Annotated in this window: 1 protein-coding gene; it reads left to right on the top strand. The window is 71.2% G+C overall.

The genetic code is table 11. The features are described from left to right. Positions 1–10 precede the first annotated feature (10 nt). Positions 11–1,840: polyketide synthase dehydratase domain-containing protein (locus ABZ664_RS39350; protein WP_362522385.1), on the top strand; the 1,830-nt coding region annotated here is incomplete at its 3' end.

Below are 1,840 nucleotides of genomic sequence, written 5' to 3'. Positions count from 1 at the left end.
GCGGGTGCCGATGCTGTCGACGGTGACGGGTCAGTGGCTGGAGGGTCCGGAGCTGGAGGCCGGGTATTGGTGTGAGAATCTGCGGCGCACGGTGGCGTTCGCTCCGGCGGTTGGGCAGTTGCTGGAGCAGCGGTATCGGGTGTTCGTGGAGGTGAGTCCGCATCCGGTGCTGACGGTCGGTATCGGCGAGTGTGTGGACGAGACCGATGCCACCACGGTGATCTCCGGGACGTTGCGCCGCGATGAGGGCGGCCTGGATCGGGTGCTGACGTCGGCGGCGGAGCTGTTCGTGCGCGGCGTGACGGTGGACTGGCGGCAGGTATTGACCGGTGGTCGCCGGGTGGATCTGCCCACCTACGCCTTCCAGCACCAGCGGTTCTGGCCGAACGCCAAGCAGAGCAGCGATGCCCGTGTTCTGGGCCTGGCCGCGACAAGGCACCCGCTGCTGGGTGCGGTGATGCCTCGGGCCGACTCCGATGGGGTGGTGCTGACCGGGCGGTTGTCGTCGGCGTCGCATTCGTGGCTGGCCGACTATGTGGTGGCGGGCTCGGTGGTGGTGCCCGGTTCGGCGTTCGTGGAGCTGGCGGTGCGGGCCGGTGACCAGGTCGGCTGTGACCTGGTGGAGGAGCTGACGCTGACCGCGCCGCTGGTGCTCGGTGCGAGTGACGCGGTGGCGGTGCAGGTGTGGGTGGGGGCTGCGGAGGAGTCGGGCAGCCGGTCGGTGAGTGTGTACTCGCGGTCGGCGGACGCGGCCGAGGAGGTGCCGTGGGTGCGGCACGCCACTGGCACGCTTGCCACGGATGCTTCGCCTGCCGAGCCGTTCGATGTGGCGGTGTGGCCGCCGGTCGGGGCGTCCGCGATCGAGCTGGAGGGCTTCTACGAGGAGCTGGCCGAGGACGGCTTCGCCTATGGTCCGGCGTTCCAGGGGTTGCGGGCGGCCTGGCGACGCGACGGTGAGATCTTCGCCGAGGTGAGGCTGCCCGAGCAGGTCAGCGAGGCGGACTCGTTCGGGTTGCATCCGGCGCTGCTGGACGCGGTGCTGCACGTGGTGCCGTTCGCGGGACTGGACGATTCCGAGACTGTCCGGGTGCCGTTCTCCTGGGGTGAGGTGTGCCTGCACGCGGCCGGAGCCTCGGTGCTGCGGGTGCGGCTGGCCAGGACGGGCGGCGATGCGGTCTCGCTGAACGCGATGGATGCGACGGGTGCGCCGGTGCTGTCGGCGCGGTCGGTGGTGCTGCGGCCGATTTCCTCCGAGCAGCTGGCGATCTCCGATGGTCGTGGGGCAGGGCAGGACACGCTGTTCCGGGTGGAATGGGCTGCGGCAGGTGGACTGTCCGAAGCCGACCGGGTGCCGGTGGCGGTGCTCGGTCCGGACACGCTGGGTGTCGCGGCGGCGTTGCGGGCGGTCGGGGACGTGGTGCCGGTGCATGCGGATCTGCCCGCGCTGGCCGAGGCGGGTCCGGTCCCGGCCGTGGTACTGGCGGAAGTGGTCTCCGAGTCGGCGGCCGGGGTGGTGGGGTCGGCGCATGCGCTCACCGCCCACGTTCTGGGCCTGCTGCAGCGGTGGTTGGCGGATGAGCGGTTCGCCGATTCGCGCCTGGTGTTCGTCACCCGGGGCGCGGTCGCGTCGGGTGACGGCGAGGTGGTGGCGGATCTGCCGGCTTCCGGGGTGTGGGGGTTGGTCCGCAGTGCTCAGTCGGAGAATCCGGACCGGTTCGTACTGGTCGACATGGACCGGGACCAGGCCTCGCTGTCGGTCCTGCTCGATGCACTGCCCGGGGTGTTGGCCTCGGGTGAGCCGCAGGTGGCGGTGCGCGAGGGTGAGGTGCGGGTTCCGCGC

Origin of the sequence: Streptosporangium sp. NPDC006930, assembly GCF_040635605.1 — a bacterium.
Taxonomy (GTDB): domain Bacteria; phylum Actinomycetota; class Actinomycetes; order Streptosporangiales; family Streptosporangiaceae; genus Streptosporangium.
Note: the sequence above shows the minus strand (reverse complement) of the source record. Positions and strands in the feature narration are given on the sequence as shown.